Source organism: Leptothoe kymatousa TAU-MAC 1615 (assembly GCF_018739865.1).
GTDB classification, from domain to species: Bacteria; Cyanobacteriota; Cyanobacteriia; order Phormidesmidales; family Phormidesmidaceae; genus Leptothoe; species Leptothoe kymatousa.
Genome location: NZ_JADOER010000011.1, coordinates 356,849 through 378,194, shown reverse-complemented (window position 1 = coordinate 378,194; position 21,346 = coordinate 356,849). Strand labels below are relative to the sequence as shown.

The following is a 21,346-nucleotide window of genomic DNA, read 5'->3' as shown; positions in this document are numbered from 1 at the left end:
CAGATTCGTCTAGTGAGCGATCTAACTCAACCGTTGGTCGCTCTCTCAACGTTTTTTGTCTAAACTCCAGTTGCTAAGCTTCGACCCATACAGAAACAGATCCACCATTGCAGCGAAATTCAGCCCACCCCCATTCATTCGTTGTGATTGTGTCTTTCACATGTTCGGTGAGATCAGAAAACTGGGTGTTAGCCTTGCCTACTTCCATCCACTTACTGCCAGCCTCGCCATCGCTCATGATGACAGCCATGGCCTGAGGATGGTTGACATCGCCTAGGCGGGTCCAACCAATGGTGTTGAAATGGTCGAAATAACTGTATTGGGGACCATAGGCATAGTGTTTGCGGGCATGTAAAAATTTGTCGATTAGCCAGCGGTGAGAGTGGAGTGTGATCTCATAGGTATTCCCATCTTTGCCGTAGTCTTCATACTTGGCGCCATAATAATCGGCAAAAAATACACAGGGATAACCTTCTGCCCGCAACAAAATCACCGCATAGGCCAAGGGTTTAAACCAAGACTCCACAGGTGCTTCTAGGGCCTGTAATGGCTGGGAATCGTGGTTTTCGACAAAGGTGACAGCATGGCTAGGACGGGTTTGCATCATGGTGCCATCCAAGATTTTGCTCATGTTGTAGTTGCCGCCCGCTCTGCTGGCATAGTGGAAGTTGTAGTGCAGCGGCACATCAAAAACGGACATTTTCCCCCTCACCGCATCCACATACCATTGCAGAGTCCCGAGGTCGTTGTACCAGTACTCCCCCACCATAAACAGATCTTTCTTGGCATGGTGCTCCAATGCATCGATCCACAGGGGAAAATACCAGGCAGAAATATGTTTAATGGCATCTAGGCGAAATCCATCTACGCCTGTTTCATCCAAGTACCACGTACCCCAGTGTTCAACTTCTTTTTGTACTTCAACACTTTGAAAGTCCACATCGGCACCCATCAGATAGGCAAAGTTCCCTTTTTCTAGGGCGACTTCATCATCAAATGTCTTGCCGTCAAAGAGGTATACCGTATTTCCGTCCTTTGAGAAGTCATCGTAATCGACCGCATCAAAGTGCCACCAGTGCCATTCAAAATCAGAGTATTCTTTGCTGCCATCTGCCTTGGTGCGACCTGGAAACGTGAAATGGGTGTAGGCGCTAATGTCCCGCTGCCAGCCCTTGGGGTTGAGGCGATCATTTTGCCAAAAGGGCGTGGCTTTTACCACTTCTGTTTTGTCCCCACCCATGCGATGGTTCAAAACACCGTCTGCATAGACCTGAATGCCGTTGCTTTTCAGGGCTTTTATGGCATTGAGATATTCATCGCGGGTGCCATATTTAGTGCGTACCGAGCCCCGCTGATCAAATTCGCCCAGGTCGTACATGTCGTAGACGGCGTAGCCGACATCGTAGCCTCCCCCCATGCCTTTATAGGCAGGTGGCAACCACATGGCCGTAAACCCTGCATCGGCGAGGTCTTTAGACAGGGTATTCACTTGGTTCCAGAGGCTGCCATCGTTGGGCACATACCAATGGAAATATTGCATCATGACACCGTTCAGTGCAGACATTTAAAAGCTCCTTTAACAAATAAATGTGTAAATGAAAACAACTATGTAGCAAAAAACGATTCAGGAATTGCGTGTGCCCGGTTTGCCCTAGCATATACAAACTCTATACCTCGGACTGTGTTTGTGGGTGAGGCTGTGGTGATTTGAGATTGAGACACACAGCAAGAACCAAGGGTGCATGGCCCAATTCCCGTTGGGAATGTGTGGACTGGCTGATTTTGAAGCAGATTTAAGGTTTTCTTCTAATTTGCCGTCCTTTAGCTAGGGGCTGGGCGATGGGGCGTATGTTAGGTCGCCGAGAATATAGGTGGCTGAGATCGCGCGGTCATCCCCTAGCATGAGTAACGCAAAGACATGGTCTGCCAGGTCTTCGAGGTTTGCAGGGGGCTGGCCAGCAGTTCGTAGTGCCAGGATGGGTGTAGTATGCGAATTGAGAACAATAAAATCGGCCGCTTTGCCAACTTCAAAGTTACCGAGTATGTCGTCTAAACAGAGTGCTTGGGCACCGCCTAGGGTGGCTAGATATAGGGCTTCGAAGGGGGACAGGGTCTGCTGTCGTAGCTGGGCAACCTTATAGGCTTCGTTGGCCGTTTGTAATAGAGAAAAGCTTGTGCCTGCCCCCACATCAGTGCCCAGCCCCACTTTGACTGGGTACTGGGTAGATTTTGCCTGATCGAGCTTGAAGAGGCCACTGCCTAAAAATAGATTTGATGTGGGACAAAAGGCGATGGCGGCTTTGGCTTCGGCAAGACGTTGAAATTCTTGGTCCGTGAGATGGACTCCGTGGGCAAAAACAGAACGTTCTTGTACTAACCCGGCCTGGTCGTAGGTATCTAGATACCCTTGGCAATGGGGAAAGAGTTGTTGTACCCAGTCTACTTCAGCGGTATTTTCTGAGAGATGGGTGTGGAGATAGACATCGGGAAATTCTTGGAGTAATTTACCAGCGAGCTTGAGTTGTTCGTCGGTGGAGGTAATGGCAAATCGAGGGGTAATGGCATAGCGTAGGCGACCGCGGTTGTGCCATTTTTCTATGAGGGCTTTAGTCTCTTGGTAAGAAGACTTTGCGGTGTCGCATAGGTCGGCTGGGGCATGGCGATCCATCATCACCTTGCCGGCAATCATGCAAAGATTACGCCGTTCAGCGGCCTCAAAAAAAGCGTCTACCGATTGGGGAAAGACCGTGGTAAACACCATAGCCGTGGTGGTGCCATGGCGTAAAAGCTCGTCTAAAAAGAGTTCAGCAATTTCTTGGGCGTAGTTTTTGTCAGAAAATTTGAGTTCTGTGGGGAACGTATATTGATTCAGCCATTCTAGGAGTTGTTCTCCATGGGCGGCAATCATTTCTGTTTGGGGATAGTGAATGTGGGTGTCAATGAAACCCGGGGTAATGAGCTGGTTTGGGTAGGCCGTAATGGGAATGTGGGCATACTCGGGTTGTAGTTGGTCATAGTGCCCAAACGCTTTGATGTGGCCATGGTCTATGACTAATAGACCATCGGCAATATAGCGAACGCTTGCTTGGGGCGATTGGTAAAACGGATCGTCGAGAAAGTCTAAAAATGAACCGCGAATCCCCTTGATGTCAGACTGATGGTGAGGCTGATGGGATGGGTGGGGAAAAGAGTTCATGATTTAGCGCGATAATGTTGGGTTCATTATTGCGTGTGGGTTTGCAGGAAGGTTTCGATGGTGGCGATCAGCTGATCGATGTCTGCCTCTGTGGTGAAATAGTGGGTGCAAGCCCTGACGCAGCTTGGAGATAGTAGGGTGCGTAGATAAAACTGCTGAGTTTCTAGATATGTGACTAGGGTTTTATGGAGTTTCGGGGAAGGTTCTCCCGCGTTGAATAGTTGAAATGAAACCAGCCCAGACTCGGGGGGGGATTTGAGCAGACATTTAACGCCAGGAATAGCGTTGAGCTTGCCCCACAGTGAACTGCTCAGTTGGCAGATGCGGAAATAGCGTTCTTCCGCCGTGCCCCAGTTGTTATGGTTTGCGATCGCAGTGCGTAATCCACTGCATAACGGCACATCAGAGGTGGCAATTTCGTACCGACGAGCATCGGGTTGCCAACCATTGGGTTGCCCCAACGGACTGATTTTAATTCCCCGCCAGCCGATGTACGTGGGGGCTAGCTCCGCCATGGCCTCTGGACTCACATAAAATCCTCCCAACCCAGCCGGACCGCACAGCCATTTGTGCCCTGTGAAGGCATAAAAGTCGATTTCGGTATCGGCCAACTGCAACGGCAGCATGCCCACCGATTGCGCCGCATCGGATAGTACCCTAACCGGGGGAGACTGGCGGTGACAAAACTGACAGATCTCCTGGAGCGGCATAATCTGCCCTGTATTCCACAGAACATGACTGACCACCACCAAACGCGTGGTGGGGCGTAAATGGGCCTCAATGGTCGCGACCGGGTCTGCCGTATTCACCTGGCTCAGATGTGGGAAAAAACTGAACTCAATACCGTAACGATACTGAAGTTCTTGCACCGTCGCGATAATGCCAGGATGTTCACAATCTGACAACAGAATATGATCGCCCTGGCGCCAGGTCATGCCCCACAGGGCGATATTGCATCCCGCCGTCACGTTCTCTGTGAGGGCGACAGTTTCAGGCCCTACACCCATTTCTTGGGCCAGCACCTGTCGAGTTTCTTGTCCCTCTGTCTGGAGCCACTGATTGACTTCGCTACCGAAAGGGCCCTTTGTTTGGATGACTTGGTGAGCCTCTTGGATGGCACCCAGAGCGCTCATATCCATTGGCCCCTGGCCACCGTAGTTAAAATAAACTTTATTTTGCAAAGAGGGAAAAGTCTGTCGATGTTGGTCAATGCTCAAAACCATGAAGTCTTTACCCGGCAAGTTATAAAGATTTATCAAGTTTAGTCCATTTTGTTGCCAAGAGCTTACTTGGGAAAGTCAAGCTGTGAAAGAGATTTTTGCAAGTTCCTGACTGGTGGAAATGCCCTTGGACATATTTACTATCGGACTGGGTAACTTGTAAAAGATACAGGCTTTGCTGATTCCCTCTTGCCTTCGTGACAACATCAGCTTTTAATGCCTTTGCGACTATACGGAAATCAACTAATGCGCCTTTCACGCTCAATTCTTCTAGGAGTAGCCGCCTTAACACTCACTGGCTGTGGTTCTTCGACGGTGGCTCAGTGTAATGCGTTTGCGGATGTGATTAACCAGGCTCAGGTATTTAAGAATGAGTTTGAAACTGAGATCGATAGCTTTACTCAGCAGGCCCAGGGAGCCGAAAGCTTAACGGATATTCAAACGGCGGCCAGTCAGTATATTGGTGCTGTGGATAAAGTTGTTGGCAGCATCGATGGCATGGTTACGAGCCTGAACGATCTAGATTTGGCCGATGAACAGCTTTCTGATTATCGCAAGGGCTATGCCGATATCATTACGGGCTCCGCTAAAGAGTTGCAGGTGGCTGGGGAAGCCATGCAGTTGGTGGCAGATGCCCAATCGGAAACGGATTTGAGCAACGTCTTGGAAGAGTTTCAATCCAAGGCCAATACGGCCTTTACCAATTTGCAAAATTTGTCCCAAAATGAAGCCACATTGGTGGGCGATATCAATACATACTGCGGGGCGGATACCCCGGAAGCTGAGGCTGAAACCCCAGCGGCAGAATAAATGCTTCGGATGCTGCTCCTGGACCGGTGCACGATAAAATCAGAGGCGCTGCTTGCTGAATTTTGTGCCCATGGTGACTTCTGCCCTATCCATTAAGACCGACGACGCTGCTCACCAAACCTGGGCCATCACTTCCAGTGGCAAAGGTTTGCAGGGGCGTCTCCAGGTGCCTGGTGATAAGTCAATTTCCCATCGTTCCTTAATGTTGGGGGCATTGGCCAGTGGCGAAACCCGCATCAAGGGCCTATTGCTAGGGGAAGACCCCCGCAGTACGGCGGCCTGTTTCCAGGCGATGGGGGCAGACATTTCTGACTTAGACGCTGAGTGGGTCACGGTGAAAGGCTTGGGGGTGGGGCAGCTGCAGGAGCCCACTGGGGTACTAGACGCAGGTAATTCGGGCACTACCCTGAGGCTGATGATGGGGTTGCTGGCTTCCCAGCCGGGGCGGTTTTTTACGGTGACGGGGGATAGCTCGCTGCGATCTCGCCCCATGGCCCGCGTGATTAAACCCCTGACATCCATGGGGGCACAAATTTGGGGCCGGGATGGCAATAGCTTGGCGCCCCTGGCGGTTCAAGGCCAAAAATTAAATCCCATCCACTATCTATCGCCCATTGCCTCTGCCCAGGTAAAATCCTGCATTTTGCTAGCGGGCTTATCTGTCGATGGTGATACTACAGTGACTGAGCCCAGTCTCTCCCGCGACCACAGCGAACGCATGCTCCAGGCGTTTGGCGCCAAACTAACGGTGGATCGGGAGGCTTGTCGAGTCACTGTCCATGGCCCCAGTCAGCTCCAGGGGCAAACAGTGATTGTGCCTGGGGACATTAGCTCCGCTGCCTATTGGATGGTGGCTGCCGCCATTGTGCCTGGTTCAGATTTGGTGATTGAAAATGTCGGGGTGAACCCCACCCGCACTGGCATTTTGGAAGCCCTGCAGCGCATGGAGGCGGACATCACCCTAGAAAATACCCGTGAGGTTACCGGTGAGCCGGTGGCGGATATCCGTGTGCGGACCAGCCGGTTAAAAGCTTGCACCATCGGTGGCGACTTGATTCCCCGGTTAATTGATGAGGTGCCTATTCTGGCGGTGGCCGCCCTATTTGCTGAGGGCACGACCCGCATTGAAGAGGCGGCGGAACTGCGGGTCAAAGAAAGCGATCGCATTGCCGTGACCGCCAGCCAGCTAAATCGTTTAGGGGCCTCTGTGACAGAACTCGCCGATGGTCTAGAAATTCAAGGTGGGGCGACCTTAACCGGCAATCAGGTGGATAGCTTTACGGACCATCGCATTGCCATGAGTTTGGCCGTTGCGGCCTTGCGGGCTAAGGGCACCACCTCCATTCAGCGGGCAGAAGCCGCTGCGGTGTCCTATCCTCCCTTTGCCCAAACTTTGGCGCAAATAGCCCTCTAATGGGTTGCGGGTAGCCTCGCTGAAAATTGCATCCGACCCGAGCGATCACCAACCATCTCGGGAATTCTATAGCAACTGTCTTGAACCACGTGAATTGGTTTTCTATCAACGAAGCCAAGCCGATGCACGTGGGCAGCGTTGCCCCTACTGCTAGAACTTGAGACAGAATCAACTATTTCAGGGTGTCGGGCCCCAGTGCCATACGACAACCTGTGGAGTTGCCTAATGCCCTGCGATTGTCTCGGTTCGTGACGTAGCTTTATGCAAAAGATTTTACTGATTGGGTCATCCAAGTTGTGGTCCACGACAACATTAAAGGTGTTGGCGACAGCAGGCTATAGCGTTGAGCAGGCGGGCACGGGGGCCGCTGGCTTAGAGCTGGCTCAATCCCATGCTCCTAACCTGGTGCTCTGTGAATGGCAGCTAAGTGACTGTGAGGGAGATTATGTGCTCCAAAAAATGCGCAATGATGGGCAGCTGGCCATCACCCCCTTAATTATGCTCAGTTCCTTGCCAGACCCTGGGCATGTGCGCCATATGATGCAGCTGGGCGCGGATGATTGTCTGGTATATCCCTTTGCCGATGACACCTTGCTCAGTGCGATCGCAACCCGTCTCCAACACCATGATGCCGTTGCCCACCACTACCTCAGTCATCTCAGACGAGCGGCGGAGCATCTCAATCGGCTCTCCAACTATGACAGCCTCACCAAACTACCCAATCATCTGCTATTTGAGCAGCGTTTTGACCAGCTCATCCAAGCGTCTAAGGAGCCTGTGGCGCTCCTCTCGCTCAGCCTGGATCGGCTGCGCCAGATTAACAACATTCTGGGCTATCCCGCTGGAGACAGCATTTTGCAATCGGCTAGTCATCGTCTCCAAGCCTGTTTGCCAGATAGCACGCCCCTGGCACGTTTAACAGGCAATCAATTTGCCATTGCCCTGAGGGCCGAGGATCCACAGCTCTCTAACATCAGCCAACTCACCACAGAGCTGATGGATGCCCTGAGTCGGCCCTTTTCCTTGCCCGACCACGAAGTATTTCTGTCCGCCAGTATTGGTGTTTCCATCTATCCCAAAGACAGCCAAGAATTCCCCACACTCATGCGTCAGGCTGATGCCGCTTTGGAATATGCCAAAAGCCAAAAAAGCAGCTACTGCCAGTTTTATCAATCCGATATGGTGGTGGCCACCGCCGATCAAATTCGGTTAGAAACCTGGCTCCGATATGCCCTTGAGCGCAACGAGTTCGAAGTTTACTACCAGCCGCAATTAAATCTACGCACAGGGCGCATCGAAGCGGCTGAGGCCTTGATCCGTTGGAAGCATCCTGAAATGGGATACATCTCTCCAGGCCAATTCATTCCCCTGGCCGAAGAAACAGGCCTGATCATCTCCATCGGCCAATGGGTGTTAGAAACCGCCTGTAAACAAGCCCGTCAGTGGCACGACATGAATCTAGGGCTGCGTCACATGTCGGTGAACCTATCGAGTGTGCAGTTTAACCAAGGCACCTTGAGCCAACAGATTGCCCACACGATTAAAAACACCGGGCTATCCCCCCACATGATAGAGCTAGAAATTACCGAAACGGCCCTGATGCAGGATGCAAACGCTGCCATCAGAACCTTAAATGAACTTAAGGATTTAGGCATGCGTTTAGCGGTGGATGACTTTGGTACTGGATATTCGTCCCTCGGTTATCTGCAAAAGCTGCCCATTGACACCCTCAAAATCGACAACTGTTTTGTGCGGGGCGTTACCACCGACCACAAAAACCAAGTGATTTTACAATCGGCCATTCAAATGGGCCACGATTTAGGCTTGTGTATTGTCGCCGAAGGTGTAGAAACGATGGATGAGCAATCTTTTCTAGAAGCCTATCAGTGCGATTTTGTCCAGGGTTATTTGATCGGTAAACCGATGAATGCCGCACAGTTGCAGGCTTACTTAGAGCAACGTCTAGCCCTGGTCCAGATTGCCGTATAAAATCTACTGGGCAAAACCCGTTCATTGAAGACTTCATCGTTTATGTAAGGCTGCTATGGCTTGCCATAGGCGGCTGAAAAGGAGTGCTAGCGGCGCTTCCTGCATAATCTTTGGAACTAAAGTTATTTTTAAACTTTACCGATTTCCTTGGTTAGTTACCCTAGGATTGATTTATCAAATGCCACGTAAGCAAAGCAATGTCAGCCGTTTACCAGGGCCTCCACCGTAATTTTGCTAAGACCTAGGGGAACAATGAACACACGGTCAGCCAGTGAAATAAGTGACCGGCCTGAAATCGACTCCAATAAGGCACCAAGCAGCTATGGACAAACTTAATAGTGAGAGCTTAGATAACGGACATCGGCTCAATATCTTTGGCGCATTAGTTGTGTGAGGTCTCAGCATGTATAGTGCGCTAACGAAACGATTAATTTTTCCAGGGTGTGGCTTAGGCAAAAGCAGTATGGGGCAACCATGGCAAAGAGTAAACAACTATCTTCATAGTCTCCAGGCGTACCAGGACATGAGCCCAGACCTGTCAGTGCGTCGTCAGGTCAATCAGGCTCTTCGTCGTCATCGTCGACCCTTATCAGCCCAGGCATGGTGTGCAGAATGTCATCGCGCCACCCGTGCTCAGTCAAAAACGTTAGCCTTTATTTATCGTTCTTTAAAGGATTACTCCGGCTTAGAATTTAGCCTCGTAAGACCCCAGGATCGCTTAGTCGATGATCTACAATTTCCCCTGGTGTGTTGGTTCGACTGGTCCATGCGCCTGTGTGATGACGTCGTCAACCAGTTTGGTGTAGATATTAGCGACCATTTTGATGAAACTCAGCTAGACACCCTGGCCGATCTCATCTCCTGTGTGGATGATTGCGTGCGGCGTGCGGCTTAGCCTGACTAGAGGGGTTTGAACCCGGTTTATTACAGACCCATACCAACTTAATGATGTGGCTGCGTTGTTCCATTAGAATGAAGGCTCGGCACTCTTAATGTAATAGCCTTGCCATGCCTAGAACTCAGCGTAACGATAATTTCATCGACAAGTCTTTTACGGTCATGGCCGATATGATCCTGAAGATGTTGCCCACAAAGAAGCAGGCTAAAGAAGCATTTGCTTACTATCGTGATGGCATGTCTGCCCAAGCCGATGGTGAATATGCAGAAGCATTAGATAATTACAGAGCTGCCCTCGAGTTAGAAGAAGATCCCTATGACAAGAGCTTTATCTTGTACAACATGGGATTGATTTACGCCAGTAATGGCGATCATGATGCAGCCTTAGAAAAGTATGCGGCGGCGATTGATCTGAACCCTCGCATGCCCCAAGCTCTGAATAATACGGCAGTGATCCATCACTATCGTGGTGAGCAAGCCGAGAATTCTGGGGATAACAAAACAGCAGAAGTGCTGTACGATCAGGCGGCCACCTATTGGCTTGAGGCCTTGCGGATGGCTCCCAATAACTATATCGAGGCGCAGAACTGGCTGAAAAACACAGGCCGTATGCCTGCGGACGTGTTTTTCTAAAGGTATAGTCTGTGCCCAATACGGCCCGTATGCCTGCGGATGTATTCTTCTAAAGGTATAGTCTGTGCCCAATACGGCCCGTATGCCTGCGGACGTATTTTTCTAAAGGTATAGTCTGTGCCTAAGCAGGCCCGTATGCCTGCGAATGTGTTTTTCTAAAGGTACAGTCTGTGCCCAAGCAGGCCCGTATGCCTAATGTTTGTTGGCCTGCTGGTCGCCTCTCAAGTTTTGGATATGGGCATAGCCCACCCAAGGTTTAACCGTTAATTTCTTCACATGATTGATCTAGAACAGGTTCGTAAAGTTGCACTGTTGGCCAGATTAGACCTGACTGAAGCCGAAGAGCAGCAGTTTACAGAGCAGCTCAGCGGCATTTTGGACTATGTCCAGCAGCTCAACGAGCTCAATACCGATAATATTGAGCCGACTACACGAGCCATTGAACTCAGTAACATTACCCGTCAGGATCAGCTGGAGACGTTTGAAGATCGCGAATCGATTTTGGAGATCGCTCCAGATCGCGAAGATGATTTCTTTAAGGTGCCCAAAATTTTGGGTAGCTAGATGTATTTACCTATTCGTAGGGACCTAGCATGCTAAGTCCCCACGAATAAAGCTAACCATTGAGAAATTTTAGATAACCGTTGCTCATTTCTTTGACCGCTGCGTCGTAGAACTGTTTGCCATGTTCTGGTGTCGCTAAATCGGGATTGGAGCCCATGCGGCCATCTTGGTAAAAGCGCCGGAAGTCGGCTGCACCGTAGATGCGATGTCCGGACGGTGCTACTTGGGGCTCTAATGGGGCGGATTTGATGTGATCAGGGTGGGCATATTGGGTGAGGGCAACCTCGCTCGGTGTGGCATGGGAGCCTTCTTGGTCGCCGTAGAGTTCCTTGGCCAGGGTATAGACAGAGCGGCACATAAACCAGTTGGCTAGCTGGCAGCGCACTTGGTCCGCACCCTGGATATTAAGATCGGCCAAGAGGGCGTAGGTTTCGGAAAACGCTGCTTTGAGGGTGGCCATATTGCCCCCGTGGCCGTTAATAAAGTAAAAACGGTTAAAGCCAGCTCTGGCTAAGGGTTTTATATAGTCTTGAATGAGGGCAATCAGGGTGCTGGGGCGGAGACTGATGCTGCCTGGAAAAGCTGTATGATGCAGCGCCATGCCTACGTTGATGGTGGGGCCTACTAGGGCATTGACCTGGTCGCCCACGCCCAAGGCAATGGTTTCAGCGCAAATGGCATCGGTGCCGATCAGGCCGGTGGGGCCGTGTTGCTCTGTGGAACCAATGGGAAAAATGATCCCTTGAGATTGGGATAGGTAAGCCTCGACTTCAGGCCAGGTACACAGTTTCAATTCCATAATTGATCTTCGTCACCATGGGGGTGTGCATTTCTGGGTGGTCAAATTCCCTGACCCTCCCTTAAGCTGTATTAAGTTAAGCCTTGATGATCTAGCCTATGATTGCTGCTAGCAGGCATTGATTCCTAGCATGTCTTGAAGGCGATTTCATGCTCTAAATCACCAATGGCTTAGGTTGTGGTTATGGTGCCACATAGTCGCCTAGATGACGGGTAGATTTTTATGCTACATCGCAAAATATACCAACTTTCCTGCGACGGTCGTGAAGTGTGGGTATTTTTGAGAGATCAGCATCGCTGGATTGAGCGGGCTAAGATTTTAAATATCGAAGGTGATCTCGTTACCCTACGCTATGAAACTGAAGAGGATGACGAATGCTGTGCATGGGAAGAAATGGTACGGCTGGAGAGCATTGGTGCGATTCAACAAAAATTAGCTACCGTGCCTAAGGGAGATGCGGAGCTGGCGGTCTCTGATGATTGTCCTGCTTCTGAGCAAATTCCTGATTAATTAACCGCAGTTAGGGGAATAGGCCTCTAAATAGGCTCCCATGGGGGTATCGGTTGCCTTGGCGCCATGGGGCAGGACCTGCTGTGATCAGGGTCTTCGGGAGTTGTTTGGGGACTTTGCTAGGTTGGCAAAGCAATGAACTCTGGGCAGTAGCCATCGGGGGCAACAACTTTGCCGAATAGTGCTGACTGGGGCTGTTGGCAACTCCGCTGTCGGTAGAACTGGCAGTTATCGCACACGGCTCGATTGGGGGCCAAACGATTGGTGATGGTCGCGAGTTCTAGGGGATCTACTCCCCGTAATACCAAGTTTTCTCCCTGCCATTGGGCTTCGATGATGCCGGTTTCGGCGAACGCCTGCCAGCGGGCATCGGCCGTGACTGTTGGCGGCAGGCGAATGGATACTTGGTAGGGGGAATCATGTACGGTGCCCTCAAAGGTTGCTTCTTGGGGCGGCGGCGGTGATGTAAATCTAGAATCTAAGGAGAGGGATAAGGGATTGCCTGGCAGGGGAATATGGACCTGATAGCGACTTTGGAGTGTGTCTAGGTTGGCCAAGTCACTGAGCTGTTCTAGCTGACCGTGGACAAACACGACGTGGCGAGGCCGGAGATTATGGATGAGCTGGGTGGTGCCATCCCCGTCGCAATGGTTGTAGAGCTGATAGGTTTCTAGCTGCAGTGTGCCGGTGGTGGTGGTGTTTTTAAAGCTATCTAACCAGTCGTAGGGGGCCGCCTCTGTTTTAACCTGGGTTTGCCATGCTCGCAGATTAGCTTGTTCTGGTAAAAAGACGCTCCAAGGTCCGTGGTGGTGTTGGCAGTAACGGTCGATGGGGGTGGCTGGATGCACCAAGACAATGGCCGGTCCATGCATTGCCTGAACGTTGGGCTCGCTGGGTAGAGGTTTAATGGTGGGCTTAATGCGCTCATCCCAAAAAATGGCCTGATGCTTGGCAAAATTTTGGACTTTGCGGGGAAATGCTGCGGGCTGTTGTTCTAGTAGGGCGAGGTAAGTGTCGCAGCTGTGGGCGATGATCGGGTCTACCCAAATGGTTAAGGGCTGGCCGGTAAATTGATAGTGACTGCGCCACAGCATTAGGAGCTCTTGCCCCAAGCCTAAAATAGGGACAGGAAAGACGACACAGTGAGACTTGTTTAGGTGCGATCGCAGCCGCTCGATTAGCTGATTTTCTTGATATCGACGGTTGGGGTATCGATGGGCACCCAGGTGTCCTTCCACAATCAGGACGTCTGGGTTTAAGTTGCGCAATGCCGCCAAGGGCATACCTTCCACCAGCCGAGTACTAGAGAGAAAACAATCCCCGGTGTAAAAGATGCGGTAGGTTTTCAGGCCCGTTTTGTAGGTGATGAGGGCACAGGCTGCGCCGGGAAGATGGCCAGCGGGCCAGAGTTCTAGGGTGAGACTAGGGGCTATTTCTACGGGGGTACGCCAGGGTAAGCTTTGGAGCGATTGGGCTTGGTCTGGTTGTGCCGCTAGCAGGGCCGCCGTTGGGGCGGTGGCGTAAATGGGGATGTGGGGCCACCGTTGCTGAAACAAAGCTAAGCCACGCCCATGGTCATGGTGGGCATGGCTACAAAAAACGAAATCTGGGAGTGGCCCAGACTCCAGCGGGGCCAGGTCGCTTAAGCCGCAGTCTAGAAGAATGCGATAGGGACCGATGGTAATGCCTAGGCTAACGCCTTCTTCGCCATGGCCTACACCATAGGGATAGCAGACGACAGTGCCATCATCGGCAATATCTGTCGATCCCAGTGGTGGTACAACGGTCCCAACCCCCATCGCCTCAAACGAGTATTACGGTTGAGGCCCTAGTGGGCAGAGCCATTGCCATGGTAATCGTCAGAATCGTAGAAGCCATTTTGGGTGCCAAAAAACAGACAGGCGACTGAAAAGACAATGGCTAGGACAGGTAAAATCGCTTTAATATCCACAGGTGCTTAATTCCTTCGTCGATAGTGATAGGGACGGTTTGAGAATCTGTGATGGGTCTATCCCAACCAGTCCTTGGATCGTAGCAACTGGATTGAGAAATGCAATCATAGATAGCAGGACTGTTACATAACTGTTATCTGCTGCTGTCTAACGGGCTGGCTTGGGCGTGATCATTTCTGCTGACTGGTGCGATCGCAATACCTTGGAGGTCGCTCCAGATCTAGTGGGCTGCACCCTTGTGCGCCAGCTCAATGGCGAAATATTGCGGGGCCTGATCGTTGAGACCGAAGCCTACTGTCCAGATGATCCCGCCTGCCATGCCTATCGCGGCAAAACCCAGAGCAATGGCGCCATGTTTGGCCCCCCTGGCCAGAGCTATGTGTACTTGATCTATGGCATGTATCACTGCTTTAACGTGGTCACTGAAGCCGTCAATACGGGCAGTGCCGTGCTGGTGCGCGCCATCGCCCTTGACCAACTACCCCAAGCGCTAGACCCTAAGTACGCCCGCCAGGGAAACCGTGTGGCCGCAGGACCTGGCAAACTATGCCGCACCTTAACCATTGACCGTCGCCATGATGGCCTCCCCCTGATGCCCCAGCACCACCTGTGGCTCGAACATCGCTCAGCCCAGTTTCAACGGCGGCTAGATCAAGGACACCATGGGCTCGTGCAAACCACCCGCATTGGCATTTCCAAAGCTGCTGATAAACCATGGCGCTGGTACTTAAAGGACCATGGCAGTGTTTCTAAACGGTAAAAGAGGGTGGAAAATGCCCACCCTACAGCACAATTTCCTTGCCTCGGTTGGTAAATTCCACTTGGTCAACTTGCCAATCGGGATGCTGAATCAAGGTTTCTTCCAGGCCGCCAAACAGCCCTTGTTGCTCACAGCTAGACAGGGACAAAAACTGCCGTTCGGACTCTTCTGAGAGGCGCAGATCAACCGTCGCCTTATTACTGTCCACATTGACGCGATAGCCCGATAGCTTAAATGCCTCAAAGCTATGGCGTTCTAGCACTTTGCCCACCGCTTCGGTCATGGCTGTATCGGCGGGCACCTCCACCGATTCCGGTTGAAATTTGGTGCAGGTTTCATCCATCACATAGATGGAGACCGCCATCATTTTGGGATCTTTTTCAGCAGCGTCCGTTGCATTGGGCTGGGCCTCCGTTGCAGCGGGTTTATCCTTGTCTTTATCCTCAGGCTCGGCGGCAATAGTGCTGGGCTCTGCGTCTACCGTTGGTGGCGCAGCCGACTCTTCCGTGGTCGGCTCTGCCAAATCTACGGTTGGAGCCTCATTACAGCCTGCAACGGCTAGACTTGCCGCTACAAATAAACCTAACAATATCTTTGGGAACCGAACCATCGGATGAAATACTAAGTAGGATTTATGCCCATATCCTACAAACTGGGGTAGCAAACTGTCTCTAAATTGTGACAGTTTGCTACCCCAGCCGAGGAATGTTCTTAATACTTTTGTGATTTGTTTATGGCCGACAATAGCTGGAGTCGTCGCCACATTCTTTCCCTAGAAGACTTTACGCCCAGTGACTATCAAACCGTTCTGCAAACTGCGGCAAGTTTTCGTGAAGTTTTGTCCCGCCGTACCAAAAAGGTGCCAGCCCTCCAGGGACAAGTCATTACCAATTTATTTTTTGAGCCATCTACCCGCACCCGTAGCAGTTTTGAGCTGGCGGCTAAGCGGCTTTCTGCGGATATTCTTAACTTTTCTCCAGGCAGCTCATCGTTGAAAAAAGGGGAGACCATTCTCGACACCGCCAAGACCTATTTAGCCATGGGCACCAACCTGATGGTCATTCGCCATCAGCAGGCGGGCGTACCCACCATCATTGCCCAAGAGATGGATCGCATTAACTCCGGTGTTGGTATTCTCAATGCTGGGGACGGTCAACATGCCCATCCATCCCAGGCGCTATTAGATTTATTTACCATGTGCGCCACCCTCGACGGCGCCGCCCCCCACATTGACCACTTGCAGGGCAAAAAAATAGTGATTGTTGGGGACATTTTGCATTCGCGGGTGGCCCGTTCCAACATTTGGAGTTTGACCGCCTGTGGTGCGGAGGTGCATCTGGTGGCTCCACCGACCCTATTGCCCAAGCATTTTCTGGAGGCGTTCAAACGGCCTGTGAAAACGGGGGAAAAGAGCCCGCCCCTAGAGCGTCGGCTATATGTGCACTGGCAGCTAGAGCCTGCTTTAGAGGACGCTGATTTTGTCATGGCGCTGCGGCTACAGCATGAACGCATGAGTCAGCATTTGCTCCCCAGTTTGCGCGCATATCATCGGCGGTTTGGCATTACTCGGGAGCGGTTGCAGGGGTGCAAACCAACGGTAAAAATTATGCACCCTGGCCCCACCAACCGTGGTGTGGAGCTGACATCCGATTTGATGGATGATCCTGAGCTCAGTTTGGTGCCCATGCAAGTTACCAGTGGGGTGGCAACTCGCATGGCCCTGTTGTATCTGATTGGCGGGGTGAAGTAGGCCCCTATGGAATAGGCCCTGTGCCATAGGCCTCTGCGAAATAGGGCCTATTCGTCTTTTAAAATCAACAGTGTGAGCTGCCCCTGCTCTGGGTTAGGAACCGTGTTGAAGTAGAGGGCGCATATTGTTGTGGGTTCTATGACCGTTAGGGTGAGACTGTCACCGTAGCCATTTAGGGTGCTCCAGGTGGAGGCCGCTTCCACATTGGTTTGTTGATTGACAAAGCGTCCCCCGTAAATCCAGATCACCATGTGGGGCTCTCTGGGGTTGGCCGTTGCCGGTTGTTCGAGGGTGAGGATGTAACATCCGGGGGGGAGGACAACTTGCTGGGCTCGCGATTGGAGCTCCAACATTTTGGGCTTATCCAGGCTGTAGGTATGGTGTTGGCTGTCGATGGTTAACCGTTGCCGACAGGTAGGGCCTTGTTCTGTTGAGCTGGGGGGCTGAACTAGGCCAACGGCTAGGGCCCCAGCCCCCAGCCCGGACAGCAGATTGGTGTCTGGCTCAGGGGCAGGCGGCGGCGGACAGGCCACATGAACATGGGCTGAGCGACCCAGGGAAACCCAGGTGTGGCCGTGGTGGTAGCCCAGCTCTGCTAAGTAGTCGCGATCGCACTGGGATATGGGCAGCACCATGGCACCGGTATTGTCGTTGAAATTATCCCTTAGGACTGCGTGGGTGGTGGTGCTGTGGGCCGGTTGCCGATCCAGGTCAATGCCGGTGACATCGTGAATTTTGACCTCGGGTACGTAGGCCTGATCTGCCAAGAGCACCCGCTTCTGGTCTGCGGTCATGGTCCACTGCACCTGACACTCGTCAGCAGAACGCACCTCCATGGCCAGGTCTTCAACGGGCGCTTCTAGATTGACGGGGCATTTCACATAGGAATAGCGAGACTTGCCCAGGGAGACCCAGTCGCCGTCATGGTTATAGCCCAGCTCCGCCAAGTAGTCGCGATCGCACTGGGGTATGGGTAACAGCATGGACGCGTTATTCCCATCAAAATCTCGATGCGTGATGGGATAGGTCACCACCCTGTGGGCCGGTTGTTGGGACAGGTCCATGTCGGTGACATCGTGAATTTTGATCAAGAGGGTATAGGCCCCATGGGGGGTATAGGCCCCATCGTTTAATAGGGCCAGTTTTTGATCTTCTGGCATAAACCACCGCACCTGAAACTCTTCGGGGGAGCGCACCTCAATTAAGACGGTCTGCACTGGGGCCTTCACATTGACGGGGCACTGCACATGGGTATGGCGAGACTTGCCCAGGGAGACCCAGGTGTTGCCGTGGCGATAGCCCAGCTCCGCCAGGTAGTCGCGACCGCACTGGGGCACGGGCAATTGCATGGCAGCGGTATTCCCGTCAAAATCCTTGGGCTGAATGGTATGGACGGTAACCCCGTGGGCCGGTTGCTGATCGAGGTTAATGCCGGTGACATCGAGGATTTTGACCTCGGGGGTGTAGGCGTTGTCGTTGAGCAATGTTTGTTTTTGGTCCTCGGCCATGGCCCACTGCACCTGAAACTCGTCGGGGGACACCACTGCGATGGAGAGATTTTCGACGGGGGCTTTGACATTGACGGGGCATTTCACATGGACATGGTGAGAGTGCCCTAGGGCGGTCCATTTGCCCTGGGCATCGCCATAGCCCAGTTCGGCTAGGTAGTCGCGATCGCAACGGGATACTGGCACCGCCATGGCAGCGGTATTGCCGCTAAAGGTGTGCTCAGTAACGGGATGGACGGTGACACTGTGGGATGGCTGGGCGGCCCAATCAATGCCGGTGACATCGTAAATTTTTACCTGGGGAGTGTAGGCGTCATCGTCCAACAATGTTTGTTTTTGGTCCTCGGCCATGGCCCATTGCACCTGCAATTCTTCCGGTGACTGCACGGCAATGGCGATATTTTCCACCGGAGCTTTGACGTTGACCGGGCATTTGACAAAGGTGAGGCGAGACTGGCCCAGGGAAACCCAGGTGTTGTTGTGGTCGTAGCCCAGCTCTGCTAAGTAGTCGTGATCGCACTGGGGCACGGGCAGCACCTTGGCAGCGGTATTGCCATCAAAATCGCCTGCGGTCACCCCATGGGTGAAGATATTTTGGGCCGCTGGCTGGTCTGTACCCATGCCCGCCATGTCTTTGCCCGTCATATCTTTGAGCTTGACCAGCGGTCTGTAGACATCCTCTGTTAGCAATGCCTGTTTTTGGGCTTTGGGCATCACCCACTTCACCTGAAACTCTTCGGGAGAGAGCACTTCAATGGAAACGGACTCCACCGGGGCTGCAACATTAACCGGGCATTTTACCTGGGTGGTTTTGGACTGGCCCAGGGAAACCCAGGTGTTGTTGTGGTCGTAGCCCAGCTCTGCTAAGTAGTCGCGATCGCACTGGGGCACGGGCAGCACCTTGGCAGCGGTGTTGCCGTTAAAATCGCCTGCGGTGACCGGATGCACCGTCACCCTGTGGGAGGGTTGGCGTTCAAAATCTAGGCCAGTGACATCGTGGAGCTTAACCACGGGATGGTAGGCGGCATTGTTGAGCAACGCCAGTTTCTGGTCCTTGGCCATGGTCCACTGCACCTGAAATTCTTCAGGGGATGCCACCTCCACCTTCACCTCCACCGGTGCCGCCAGATTGATTTTGGGTGCTTCTGGCTGCAGCGCATCTTTCAAACCGGTGGCCGCTAGGCCGGTGGCCATGGCCCCGGCCCCTAATGCCCCCAAGGGAGCCGCTGATTTTGCTTGACCGATCTGGTCTATGGGGGTGGGCTGGGCGGGCACTCGCACCACATTCGATTTCGCTAGGGGCAACCAGCGATTTTCTGGGGTGAGATAGCCCATCTGGGCCACATAGTCTCGATCGGGTCGTTCGATGGGCAGGAGCCGATCGGTGTCAGGCTCCTTGCAATGAACCTGGAGAATGGGGTCGGGGAGCTGGGCGTTGGGCAATCGGCCAGTGACATCGTATAGACGCACCTGCTTGGTTTTACCGCCCTCCTGCTTGGCCGCCTCAATGCGCTCCTGGGGCACTTCCCAGTAGGTATAGCCCTGACGCGACGTGCGGGGGGTAAGCACCATGCGGCTGGGGGGCAGCGTGCGTTTAGTTCCTGCTTTGGCAACAGCGGCGCCAGCCCCGGCGGCCCCGGCGGCGGCCAATCCCACCAAACCGGCATTGAGCGCTTTCTTCTGCGGCCTAGCTGTGGCCTTGTTGCCTTGGGGGCAGACAGGGACCTTGACGGGGTCCGATGTAGCCCAGGTATGCCACTGATTGTCGCGACCCAGATACCCCACTTCCCCCCGGTAGGTGCGACCATCCACAGGAATCGGGAAATGGAGGTCCTGGCTGTGCTCAAGACCGTCAAATTCAGCGGTGAAGTTATTGGGTAGGGGGGCGTCTGGGCCGTTGCCCGTCACATCGTACAAACGCACCTTCACGGCATGGGGACCGGCATTTTTAGCCTGGTCTAACAGTGTTTTGGAGACTTCCCAATAGGCGTAGCCCTCCCGACAATTGCGGGGAGTGACCACCATGCGAGGGGCGGGCGGTGCCGCTGCCACAGGAGGCGCTGCTGCCCCGCCGCTGCTAAGCCCCCGCAGGGCCAACCACAACAAAGGAATTAGGGCTAACAATCCTAACCACCACCAGGGAAAAATGCCTTTCCCAGCCGCTGCCCCATCTTTGGGGGGGACCACCTCTTCAGGATTTACCACCTCTGGGTTGACCACCTCTGGGTTGATCCCTTCTGGCGGCGGCGGCGCGGCGGCAGGTGCCGCACCTGCCGCCGCACCTGCTGGCGCACCAATCACTTCTTGCCCCGGTGCACTGGTGGCAAACCCTAGAAAGGCTAGGGCCGCCGGATCGGCCCCTTCTTTGTAAACATAGGCTCGATATTGCGAATAGGGATAGCGTGGATCGTCTGGCAACGTTTGGTGCATGGGAATGATCCGCACGTCATCCCGGTCGGCTACCTGGGAAACAACCGCATAGCCAATGCCATTTTCCCCCAGGGCGTTGATGACGGTCTCAGTCTCGTCGTCAGCTGTAGGTGCTGCCGTACTACCCGTGGCAAATGGCTGGCCGTCAAACACGGTGTAGGTGCTGAGGGCGCGTCGAGTATCGCTATATTCCGGTCGATCGACAAAGCGAATGGGCAGGTCGGGACCGCCCACTTCAGACCAGTTGGTAATCTCTCCGCGAAACATGCGGGCAAACTGTTCAAAGGTGAGATTGCTTTCAATGTCAGGGGTGCTGGGGTCATCCTCCGTGGGAAAAAGATTGTCTGGCCCCAGGATGATGGCCAGTTTCTCCCGTTGTTCTAGGGGCACCTCTACGACACCTTGAGCTTTTTCCTCCTCCGTGAGGGGACGCCCGGTGGCTAGGATGTCGATATCGCCGTTAATCAGCTCTTCAAAGGCCTGATCGGTGCGGCTAGCTCTGAGTTCTATGTCGATGTTGTCATACTGGGCCTCAAAGCGTTGCTCTACGGCTTCGTTGGTCAGGCGCATGCTGGTGGAACCGTCCAGCTTCAGGGTGGTGCCATCGGGTAACGATGCGGGGATAGGAAACCCGTCAGGATTTTGTCCAAAGGATTGGGCCTTTGCCGTTGATAAACTGGTCCCGGTCATTTGGGTGACGGCGGCGGTGCTGAGAACAATGGCAATAAACCTTGCCAAAGACATCCGGCGGCGGCGGGGAACAGGGCGTGGCACCCCCTGATGGGAGCTGGGCTCATTCTGGGGAGAGGACCACGGGTGCAGACGGGTATGCTGAGATGCCTTTGGTTCTTTCATGGGAGACGCAAGCAAAAGGGATTAGATATGCAGTGGTTGGGCCGAGGCTGAAACGTGAA

17 protein-coding genes are annotated in these 21,346 nt (G+C 53.0%); 9 read left to right on the top strand and 8 right to left on the bottom strand.

All coding sequences use genetic code 11. The features are described from left to right. Positions 1-73: 73 nt before the first annotated feature. The 3 genes from IXB28_RS13275 to IXB28_RS13265 all read right to left on the bottom strand — a co-directional run bounded on the left by IXB28_RS13275 (position 74) and on the right by IXB28_RS13265 (position 4,329). A complete protein-coding gene (locus tag IXB28_RS13275) occupies positions 74-1,564 on the bottom strand; it encodes an alpha-amylase (protein ID WP_215619070.1) in 1,491 nt (496 codons plus the stop codon). A 261-nt stretch (positions 1,565-1,825) separates the two neighbouring features. After that, complete coding sequence (gene guaD / locus IXB28_RS13270; RefSeq protein ID WP_215619069.1) at positions 1,826-3,196, bottom strand: guanine deaminase; 1,371 nt, start codon at positions 3,194-3,196, stop codon at positions 1,826-1,828. Positions 3,197-3,222: 26 nt separating this feature from the next. Further along, the gene (locus IXB28_RS13265; protein WP_326521040.1) at positions 3,223-4,329 is read right to left on the bottom strand and encodes an aminotransferase class V-fold PLP-dependent enzyme; all 1,107 of its coding nucleotides are present in this window, start codon (positions 4,327-4,329) and stop codon (positions 3,223-3,225) included. Between the two features lie 333 nt (positions 4,330-4,662). Here IXB28_RS13265 and IXB28_RS13260 point away from each other — a divergent pair, with 333 nt between their 5' ends. From IXB28_RS13260 to gatC, 6 genes are all read left to right on the top strand, one after another. Beyond that, positions 4,663-5,226 (top strand): hypothetical protein, encoded by a 564-nt coding sequence (locus IXB28_RS13260; protein ID WP_215619067.1) that lies wholly within the window; start codon positions 4,663-4,665, stop codon positions 5,224-5,226. Positions 5,227-5,296: 70 nt separating this feature from the next. Further along, on the top strand, positions 5,297-6,640 hold the full coding sequence (gene aroA / locus IXB28_RS13255; protein WP_215619066.1) for a 3-phosphoshikimate 1-carboxyvinyltransferase: 1,344 nt from the start codon (positions 5,297-5,299) through the stop codon (positions 6,638-6,640). A gap of 261 nt (positions 6,641-6,901) precedes the next feature. After that, on the top strand, positions 6,902-8,629 hold the full coding sequence (locus IXB28_RS13250) for a two-component system response regulator (protein WP_215619065.1): 1,728 nt from the start codon (positions 6,902-6,904) through the stop codon (positions 8,627-8,629). 523 nt (positions 8,630-9,152) lie between these two features. After that, positions 9,153-9,524: a hypothetical protein gene (locus tag IXB28_RS13245; protein WP_215619064.1), complete on the top strand. Its 372-nt coding sequence runs from the start codon at positions 9,153-9,155 to the stop codon at positions 9,522-9,524. A gap of 113 nt (positions 9,525-9,637) precedes the next feature. Continuing rightward, positions 9,638-10,159 carry a photosystem I assembly protein Ycf3 gene (locus tag IXB28_RS13240; RefSeq protein ID WP_215619063.1) on the top strand — a complete coding sequence of 174 codons (522 nt, stop codon included), beginning with the start codon at positions 9,638-9,640 and terminating at the stop codon, positions 10,157-10,159. 276 nt (positions 10,160-10,435) lie between these two features. Then, entirely contained in the window at positions 10,436-10,723 is a 288-nt protein-coding gene (gene gatC, locus IXB28_RS13235) for an Asp-tRNA(Asn)/Glu-tRNA(Gln) amidotransferase subunit GatC (RefSeq protein ID WP_215619062.1), read from the top strand. A 52-nt stretch (positions 10,724-10,775) separates the two neighbouring features. Here gatC and IXB28_RS13230 read toward each other — a convergent pair whose 3' ends face one another. Next, complete coding sequence (locus IXB28_RS13230; protein ID WP_215619061.1) at positions 10,776-11,522, bottom strand: creatininase family protein; 747 nt, start codon at positions 11,520-11,522, stop codon at positions 10,776-10,778. A gap of 222 nt (positions 11,523-11,744) precedes the next feature. Between IXB28_RS13230 and IXB28_RS13225 the strand changes: the two genes are divergently transcribed. Next, entirely contained in the window at positions 11,745-12,032 is a 288-nt protein-coding gene (locus IXB28_RS13225) for a DUF6679 family protein (RefSeq protein WP_215619060.1), read from the top strand. A 119-nt stretch (positions 12,033-12,151) separates the two neighbouring features. Here IXB28_RS13225 and IXB28_RS13220 read toward each other — a convergent pair whose 3' ends face one another. Together IXB28_RS13220 and IXB28_RS16840 are read right to left on the bottom strand one after the other, a co-directional pair. After that, positions 12,152-13,831 (bottom strand): MBL fold metallo-hydrolase, encoded by a 1,680-nt coding sequence (locus IXB28_RS13220; RefSeq protein ID WP_215619059.1) that lies wholly within the window; start codon positions 13,829-13,831, stop codon positions 12,152-12,154. 29 nt (positions 13,832-13,860) lie between these two features. Further along, the gene (locus IXB28_RS16840) at positions 13,861-13,983 is read right to left on the bottom strand and encodes a hypothetical protein (protein ID WP_265579503.1); all 123 of its coding nucleotides are present in this window, start codon (positions 13,981-13,983) and stop codon (positions 13,861-13,863) included. Between the two features lie 170 nt (positions 13,984-14,153). Between IXB28_RS16840 and IXB28_RS13215 the strand changes: the two genes are divergently transcribed. Further along, positions 14,154-14,744: a DNA-3-methyladenine glycosylase gene (locus IXB28_RS13215; RefSeq protein ID WP_215619091.1), complete on the top strand. Its 591-nt coding sequence runs from the start codon at positions 14,154-14,156 to the stop codon at positions 14,742-14,744. A 22-nt stretch (positions 14,745-14,766) separates the two neighbouring features. On the opposite strand, the gene IXB28_RS13210 is transcribed toward IXB28_RS13215, so the two are convergent. After that, positions 14,767-15,354 carry a hypothetical protein gene (locus tag IXB28_RS13210; RefSeq protein WP_215619058.1) on the bottom strand — a complete coding sequence of 196 codons (588 nt, stop codon included), beginning with the start codon at positions 15,352-15,354 and terminating at the stop codon, positions 14,767-14,769. Between the two features lie 123 nt (positions 15,355-15,477). Between IXB28_RS13210 and IXB28_RS13205 the strand changes: the two genes are divergently transcribed. Further along, positions 15,478-16,494: an aspartate carbamoyltransferase catalytic subunit gene (locus tag IXB28_RS13205; RefSeq protein WP_215619057.1), complete on the top strand. Its 1,017-nt coding sequence runs from the start codon at positions 15,478-15,480 to the stop codon at positions 16,492-16,494. Positions 16,495-16,541: 47 nt separating this feature from the next. Here IXB28_RS13205 and IXB28_RS13200 read toward each other — a convergent pair whose 3' ends face one another. Then, a complete protein-coding gene (locus IXB28_RS13200) occupies positions 16,542-21,287 on the bottom strand; it encodes a DUF4912 domain-containing protein (RefSeq protein ID WP_215619056.1) in 4,746 nt (1,581 codons plus the stop codon). Positions 21,288-21,346: the final 59 nt, after the last annotated feature.